General features: G+C 67.2%; 9 protein-coding genes. 6 read left to right on the top strand and 3 right to left on the bottom strand.

Annotation, left to right across the window (positions count from 1 at the left end):
* Positions 1-363 precede the first annotated feature (363 nt).
* Together V1Y59_RS23590 and V1Y59_RS23595 are read left to right on the top strand one after the other, a co-directional pair.
* Positions 364-759, top strand: coding sequence for an STAS domain-containing protein (locus tag V1Y59_RS23590; RefSeq protein ID WP_330507475.1), 396 nt, complete (start codon positions 364-366; stop codon positions 757-759).
* 70 nt (positions 760-829) lie between these two features.
* The gene (locus V1Y59_RS23595; RefSeq protein ID WP_330430979.1) at positions 830-1909 is read left to right on the top strand and encodes a hypothetical protein; all 1080 of its coding nucleotides are present in this window, start codon (positions 830-832) and stop codon (positions 1907-1909) included.
* Positions 1910-1914: 5 nt separating this feature from the next.
* Here V1Y59_RS23595 and V1Y59_RS23600 read toward each other — a convergent pair whose 3' ends face one another.
* Genes V1Y59_RS23600 through V1Y59_RS23610 form a run of 3 tightly spaced genes read right to left on the bottom strand, consistent with a single transcriptional unit; the run spans position 1915 to position 3934 of the window.
* Complete coding sequence (locus V1Y59_RS23600) at positions 1915-2667, bottom strand: ABC transporter permease (RefSeq protein WP_330507476.1); 753 nt, start codon at positions 2665-2667, stop codon at positions 1915-1917.
* Positions 2664-3380, bottom strand: coding sequence for an ABC transporter ATP-binding protein (locus V1Y59_RS23605; RefSeq protein ID WP_330507477.1), 717 nt, complete (start codon positions 3378-3380; stop codon positions 2664-2666). Before V1Y59_RS23605 ends, V1Y59_RS23600 begins: the two co-directional genes overlap by 4 nt.
* Positions 3377-3934, bottom strand: a complete 558-nt coding sequence (locus tag V1Y59_RS23610; RefSeq protein WP_330507478.1) for a TetR/AcrR family transcriptional regulator — start codon at positions 3932-3934, stop codon at positions 3377-3379. Before V1Y59_RS23610 ends, V1Y59_RS23605 begins: the two co-directional genes overlap by 4 nt.
* Before the next feature lie 93 nt (positions 3935-4027).
* Here V1Y59_RS23610 and V1Y59_RS23615 point away from each other — a divergent pair, with 93 nt between their 5' ends.
* From V1Y59_RS23615 to V1Y59_RS23630, 4 genes are all read left to right on the top strand, one after another.
* A complete protein-coding gene (locus V1Y59_RS23615) occupies positions 4028-4630 on the top strand; it encodes an NUDIX hydrolase (protein ID WP_431309287.1) in 603 nt (200 codons plus the stop codon).
* Between the two features lie 35 nt (positions 4631-4665).
* Entirely contained in the window at positions 4666-5544 is an 879-nt protein-coding gene (locus V1Y59_RS23620; RefSeq protein ID WP_330507479.1) for an enoyl-CoA hydratase/isomerase family protein, read from the top strand.
* Positions 5541-6299, top strand: coding sequence for an SDR family oxidoreductase (locus V1Y59_RS23625; RefSeq protein ID WP_330507480.1), 759 nt, complete (start codon positions 5541-5543; stop codon positions 6297-6299). Before V1Y59_RS23620 ends, V1Y59_RS23625 begins: the two co-directional genes overlap by 4 nt.
* A 119-nt stretch (positions 6300-6418) precedes the next feature.
* A complete protein-coding gene (locus V1Y59_RS23630) occupies positions 6419-6967 on the top strand; it encodes a YceI family protein (protein ID WP_330430973.1) in 549 nt (182 codons plus the stop codon).
* Positions 6968-7181 lie beyond the last annotated feature (214 nt).

Raw genomic sequence — 7181 nt, forward strand, 5'->3', positions numbered from 1 at the left:
ACGTCGCGCAGGAGCTCAACGGCCGCCCACGCAAAACGCTCGGCTGGGATACCCCAGCCGAGCGTCTGCGTGATCTAATCACCACCCAGTAGAACAGGCAGTGTTGCGTCGACCCCTTGAAACCGCCCGATCGCCCGGGGGTTTCGTCGTTCCCGGGTCCGAGCACCTGCCCGGCGGGTGCGGCCGTTGCCGCCATCCGGGATCGAGTTCCGTTACCGTTCCGAGATTTGTCATCTCGGTGCGATATCACTGGTGGCGCGTCCATATCGTGCCGAACTCGCCGACCGTAGCGTCAGGGTCACCGGTGAAACGGGCCACGGCACGTGACGGCGGACAGACGGCCCTTCGATGATCGGTGGAACCATGACTATTGCTCCTTTCCCGACCGACGATCAGCAGTCCACGATCGATGTCATCGACATCATCGCGTCGGCCGGTGTTCCTCGCCCGCAACGCAACCCGTTGTTCGGGTGCACCCACGAGCGTGGTGGCGTCGGTCCTGCGCGGCTTCGGGTGACCGGCGAGATCGACCCCGCGGCATGTGCCGACCTGCTGCACGACCTCGACCGCGCCCTGGCGGATTCGGCGCGAGTGACCATCGACCTGACCGAAGTCACCTTCATCGGAAGTCGCGCGGTCGGGATGATCGCCGACCATGCGTTCGTCGACACCAGCCGGGTGGCGGTGGTCGCGCCGGCACGCGCGACCCGGCTGCTCTTCGAGCTCTTCGGCGCCGGACACCTCCTCATCGACGGGTAACGCTCGCTCCGGGATCCGCGTGATCCGGTGAACGGCCACGTCGCGGCGTTCGTGACGGGATACTGCTGCCATGAGCGGCCGTGCCAACGCCGTCGTGATCCGCAGCATCTACGGCACTGCGGCCGTCGAGTGGTTCCTGATCTTCGCGATCGCGACCATCCTGCTCACCCGGCTCTATCTCCAACTGGCCGGCTACCCGCAGGTCGGCGGCGGAACTCTGCACATCGCGCACGCGCTGTGGGGTGGGGCATTGATGATGCTCGCGCTCATCGTCGGGTGGCTGTTCCTGGGGCCGGCCACCCGGGTCGCGTCAATCGTGATGGGTGGCATCGGTTTCGGGCTGTTCCTCGACGAGATCGGCAAGTTCGTCACCAAGGACAACGACTACTTCTACGGCCCCTCCGCCGAGATCATGTACATACTCGTGGTCGCGGTGCTGCTGCTCAGCCGGATCGTGCGCGACGTCAAGAAGCCGACCGTCGCCGAGGCGATGGCCAACGCCGCGACGATCGCCGCCGACGGTGTATCCCACGGCCTTCCGCGACGGCGACGACGCCAGGCCGACGAGTTCCTGGCGATCGCCGCCGACCGTGGCGCCGACCCCATCGTCATCGAGCACATCCGTGGACTCCTCGCGGCGAGCCGCGACACCCCGGACCGATTGATGCGTCTGCGTGATCGCGCGACCGGACTGATCCCGCAGTCCTTCCGGAGCCCCCGCTGGGTCGCTGTGGTGGGCTGGCTGATCGTGATCACGTCGGCGGCCACGCTGATCGTCGGGGTGCTGGCGGTCGTCGTCAATGACCGGGACATGGATGGCCAGGTGATGGACGACATCGAGTTCTACTTCGAGATCAGTCGCAACGCCACCGCGAGTTGGATTCTGTTCGTCAGCAGCGTCGTGACGCTGGCCCTCTCCCTGCCCGCGATGATCGCGCGCCGGCGGGCGGACCGGCTGTGGCCGCTGCGGTCACTGCGTCTGGCGGCGTTGGTGTTCACCGTGTCGAACGCACTCGTCGACTTCGCTCTCGACGGCTTCGGCGCCCTGGTCAACCTGGCCATCGGCCTCTTCTCCTTGGCCATCATCAGCTATCACCTCGGTGAGCAGGTGACCACGCCGCGACCCGACACCCACGGGCTGCGCGTGTGATCTGCTCAGCGATCGAGTTGCAGTCGCCGCCAGCTCCACAGTGTGGCCGCGGCGGCAACGATCGCCGGCGGTGCGAGCAGCATCAGCTGACCGGGGGTGACATCTGCGCCGTCGGACATCGCCCACAACGTCGGGGCGGCGATCGGAAACCAGCCGCCGGCACCCGCGATCGTCGCCACCTGGGCCGCGATCACCAGCCCGATCGCGCCGACGACGCCGATCAGAATCGACCGACCGACCGTCGCCGCCCACGCCACGGGTAGCGCGCAGCACGCCGACAGGACGCCGAGGGCGAACTGCCGGCCCAGCGCCGGGGCGGTCTCGCCGGGCGGGACACCCAGTCCGAGCGCGAGGCCGCCGAGAACGAGCGTCACCACGATGATCCCGCTCGTGATGACCGCCCAGCCCAGATAGACGAACAGCTTCGCGGTCGCGATCGCCGGCCGTGACACCGGCAACGCGAACAGCCCGGTGATCGTGCCGTCGGCGAACTCGCGTCCGAACATCCAGCCCAGCACCACACCGAACCCCAACAACCCGCCGGCTCCGGTGATCTGCGCCGCGCCGGCCAGCACGCCGTCCCAACTGCGTTCGCCCGCCTCGCCGATCTTGGCGAGCACCTGGGGATCGCCGCCACTGGCGGCCAGCGGCATCGCGCAGCTCAGCAGCGCGATGCCGACCCCCACCAGAGCGGTGCCGGCCCGACCCACCGGTGCCCGACCGAACTTGATCGCCTCGACCAGGACCACTTCCCTCATGGCCGTCGCCGCTCGTCGTCGAGTCGCACCATCTCGAAGAAGGCGCGCTCGAGCTCGGCCGCGTCGGGGTCGAGCCCACCGACCAACCGCCCGTCGTTGAGCACCACGATGCGATGGGCGACACGGGCCACCTCGTCGAGATGGTGGCTGCTGACCAGCACCGCGGCGCCCGCGTCGGCTCGGCGTCGAAGGGCGTCACGCAGGAGGATCACCCCGGCCGGATCGAGCGAGTTCGTCGGCTCGTCGAGCACGATCAGCGACGGGTCGTGCTGCAACGCCGACGCCAACCCCACCCGCTGCCGATTGCCCATCGACAGTGCACGGGCCCGTTTCTCCGCGTAGCGACTCAGGTCGAACTCCGTCAGGGAACGCGCGACCGCTGTCGCGGGCGCCCAGTGCAACCGAGCAGACAACTCCAGGTTCTGCCGAGCGGTCAACTCGCGGTAGATCAGCGGGTGATCGACCAAGTGGCCCACCGCCGCCCACTGTGCCGCCGGGATCCGGTGCAGCCGGACCCCATCGAACTCGACGGAGCCCTCGGACGGGATCAGCATGCCCAGCAGGACTCGCATGAGAGTGGTCTTACCCGCACCGTTGAGCCCGACAAGCGCGACGATCTCGCCCGCAGACACCGTCAGCGTGACACCGCGGATGCCACCGCCATCCCGGAATTCCCTTGTGACGTCTCTCATCTCGACGCGATGAGCGGTCATCGCGCACCGTCGAGGATTCCCAGCGCGCGTTCGACCGCGTCGCCGAGTGGTTGGTCATCGAGTTGGGCCCACTCGAGCAACGCCGCGGTGAGGGCGGCGATCGTGGCAGCGGCGGCTATCTCGGCGTCGACGTCCGTGACACCCCGGGAACGCAGCGCATCGGCGATCGCCTGTGCGGTGGCCGCGGTGCTCTGCGGCATCGCGGCTCGAAGTCGATGCGACGCCGCGATCACGCGAAGGCGATCACGAACGGTCTCTGCCGCCCGATCGTCGACCCCGGCCCACGCGTGGCGCAGTCCGGCCGCAACCGCCGCGAGCGCAGGCAGGGAACGAGGTTGGGCGGCGACGGCGTCGGCGATCATCGGGTCGAACGGATCGTCGAGGACGACGCTCTCCTTGGTCGGGAAGTTGCGGTAGAACGTCATCTCGGTGACCCCGGCGGCCTGTGCGATCCGGCCGACGCTGACGTTTTCGAATCCCTCGCCTGCGCACAGTTCCACGGCCGCACGTACCAGACGATCACGCGTGCGCTGGGCCTTTCCGCCCCTCGACATACTGCGAATGTTAGTCTCTAACATTTCGTAGGGCAATGCTGACCGGGGTCAGGCGTGCGAACGCCATCACCTGCCGCGTGGTCAACTGGTCGGGTGAGCACCTTCGACCGGGCCACGGTGGCCGCGCGTATCGCCGGATTCGACCGCCGGGTGGCCGACGAGCCGGATTCACGTGCGGCCGCCGTCGCCATCACGATTGCCGAGCAGGATGGACGCCACGGCATCTGGCTGACGAAGCGGCCCGCGACCATGCGCCGGCATGCGGCGCAGTACGCCTTGCCGGGCGGTCGGCTCGACCCGGGGGAGGATCATCCGACCGCGGCATTGCGTGAACTCCACGAGGAGATCGGTGTCGCCCTGCCCGACGAGAGTGTGCTCGGCATGCTCGATGACTATCCGACCCGATCGGGTTTCGTCATCACGCCGGTGATCTGCTGGGCCGACGACTCACACGTTCCCGATCCGAATCCGGACGAGGTCGCCCAGTTGTTCTTCGTGACCTTCGAGGAACTCATGGTTGAGCCGCGCTTCCTCACGATCCCGGAATCGGATCGCCCGGTCATCCAGTTGCCGATCGTCGGCGCCCTCGTGCATGCCCCGACCGCGGCGGTCATCTACCAGTTCGCCGAGGTCGTCCTTCGTGACCGCCACACCCGTGTGGACGGCTTCGAGCAGCCGGTCTTCGCCTGGCGGTAGCCGGCCGTCGGCCCGATGTCGTAGTGGGAAGTCCGGTGGTGGTAGCACTTAGTCATGTGCCATTGTGTGAGCCACATCATCCCGGGCCCGCGTTGATGGGCACCGTCGACGTCGAGTACCGCGGCGAAGTGGTGATCGTGACCCTGGACCGACGCGACGCGATGAACACACTCAACGTCGATCTGGTCCGCGACCTCACGGCCGTGCTCGATGAACTCCACGAGGACCGAAACTGTCGCGTGGTGATCCTCACCGGCGCCGGCGGGGCGTTCTGTGCCGGATTGGACCTGCGCGGGTACGGGGACGAGGCTGCGACGGGCGACGATGCTTCACCCGGGGGTGACGGTGTCATGATCGCGGCTTTTGAACGGCAGCAGGACATTGCGGGGCTGGCCCGCCGGATACACGGCCTCCGCCAGCCCGTTATCGCGGCAGTCAACGGAGCCGCGGCCGGTGGTGGATTGGCGCTGGTGTGTGCCAGCGACATCCGGATCGGATCACGCGACAGCGTCTACGCGGTCGGTTTCATCCGCGCTGGTTTCTCCGCGTGTGACATCGGGGTTTCCTGGCTGCTGCCACGGCTGGTCGGCACGGGCCGGGCGCATGAGCTGATGCTCACCGGTCGCAAGTTCAGCGCCCAGGAGGCGCTGGCGTACGGCCTGCTCGTCGACGTTGTCGAACCGTCCGACCTGATGTCGGCCGCAATTGCCACCGCAGACGAGATCCTCGCGAACCCGCCGCTCTCGGTGGAGTTGACCAAGGTGGGGATGTGGGCCGCGGTGGAGTCGAACTCGTTTGCCGCGACTGTGGAGTTCGAGAACCGGCAGCAGATGATCACTGCCATGACCGCCGACCGGAGCGAGGCAACCGCCGCGTTCCTCGAGAAACGACGACCGGAGTACCGACGACGATGACAACCGACCTGTTCGATGTCAGTGGCAAGACCGCTGTGGTGACCGGAGGTACCAGCGGTATCGGCTCGATGATCGCCCACGGACTGCATGAGCGCGGGGCGCGTGTGGTGATCGCCGGCCGCAAGGAGCCGGCCCTGGCCGAAGCGCGGTCGGCGGGGATCACCGCGCTGCAGGCTGATCTGTCCACTCCAGAGGCGTGCCGGGAACTCGCCGTGCAGGTCGCCGACGAGGTCGACCGCATCGACATCCTGGTGAACAACGCCGGCGCCACCTGGGGCGCACCGATCGAGGAGTTTCCCGACTCGGCCTGGGATCGCGTCCTTGATCTCAACGTGCAGGCTCCCTTTACTCTCACCCAGGCGTTGCTGCCCCAATTGCTCGCGGCGGCGACCGAGCAGGACCCGGCCCGCGTCATCATGATCGGCAGCATCGATGGCATCCGGGTGCCGCAGACCGAGTCGTACTCGTACTCGGCGAGCAAGGCGGCGGTCCATCAGCTGACCCGCCACCTCGCCGGCCATCTCGGTTCGCGGCACATCACCGTCAACGCGATTGCTCCCGGGCCTTTCGAGTCCCGAATGATGGCGCACTTCCTCGCCGAGCGCCGTGACGAAATCGAGGCATCTTCACCGCTGCGCCGGATCGGGCGGGCCGACGACATGGTCGGCACCGTGATCTACCTGGCGAGCCGCGCGGGCAGCTACCTCACGGGCGCCGTGATCCCGGTCGACGGAGGGATCTCGACCACCAGCTGAGGCGCCCGGAAACTTTTTGCCGCTCCCGGGAATGGAATCGGACCACGGTCCGTTTAAGGTGGTGTTGGGTCATGAGGGCCCACGGAACCTACGAACCAGACCCGTTCACAGGAGGACACATGACCACCGCCGTTTCCGCTCCGATCGCCGCCGGCACCTGGACCATCGACCAGGCTCACTCGGCTGTCGCCTTCTCCGTCAAGCACCTGATGGTGAGCAAGGTCCGCGGCAACTTCGAGACCTTCTCCGGCACCATCACCATCGCCGAGGACGGAACCCCCTCGGTGCAGGCCGAGATCGACGTCACCTCGATCACCACCGGCAACGACCAGCGTGACGGACACATCAAGTCCGCCGACTTCTTCGACGCCGAGCAGTTCCCGAAGGCCACCTTCGTGTCCACCGGCGTGGCCCCGAAGGGCGACGACTACGTGCTGACCGGCGACTTCACCCTCAAGGGCGTCACCAAGCCGATCGAACTCGCACTCGAGTTCAACGGCACCAACGCCGGCATGGGCCAGGGAGCGGTCGCGGGCTTCGAGGCCAGCACCGTGATCAACCGCAAGGATTTCGGCATCGACATCGAGATGCCGCTCGAAGGCGGCGGCGTCGTCGTCGGCGAGAAGGTCACCATCACCCTCGAGATCGAGGCCCTCCAGCCTGCCTGATCTCACGGTCCCAAGCGTTCCCGGTCCCTGAGGAACGAGGCGCTGGCCGCCTACCCCGTTCCCTGAGGAACGAGGCGCTAGCCGAGTGACGGTCCTATAGCTTGTCAAGCTGTTGGAGGTCGGCTTTGAGGGCGTGGTAGACCTCGCGGGCGATGAAGCGTTTGAGGCAGCGGATGATGTCTTTGCGGGTCAGCTTGTCGGGTTCGCGTTTGGC

The sequence above is a fragment of the Gordonia prachuapensis genome, assembly GCF_036350515.1.
Classification (GTDB): Bacteria; Actinomycetota; Actinomycetes; order Mycobacteriales; family Mycobacteriaceae; genus Gordonia; species Gordonia prachuapensis.

Bases quoted from the DNA above. Each gene is read 5' to 3' on its own strand.
- V1Y59_RS23590 (WP_330507475.1), top strand. From the start codon at position 364: ATGACTATTGCTCCTTTCCCGACCGACGATCAGCAGTCCACGATCGAT.
- V1Y59_RS23600 (WP_330507476.1), bottom strand. From the start codon at position 2,667: ATGAGGGAAGTGGTCCTGGTCGAGGCGATCAAGTTCGGTCGGGCACCG.
- V1Y59_RS23630 (WP_330430973.1), top strand. From the start codon at position 6,419: ATGACCACCGCCGTTTCCGCTCCGATCGCCGCCGGCACCTGGACCATC.
- V1Y59_RS23595 (WP_330430979.1), top strand. From the start codon at position 830: ATGAGCGGCCGTGCCAACGCCGTCGTGATCCGCAGCATCTACGGCACT.
- V1Y59_RS23605 (WP_330507477.1), bottom strand. From the start codon at position 3,380: ATGACCGCTCATCGCGTCGAGATGAGAGACGTCACAAGGGAATTCCGG.
- V1Y59_RS23610 (WP_330507478.1), bottom strand. From the start codon at position 3,934: ATGTCGAGGGGCGGAAAGGCCCAGCGCACGCGTGATCGTCTGGTACGT.
- V1Y59_RS23625 (WP_330507480.1), top strand. From the start codon at position 5,541: ATGACAACCGACCTGTTCGATGTCAGTGGCAAGACCGCTGTGGTGACC.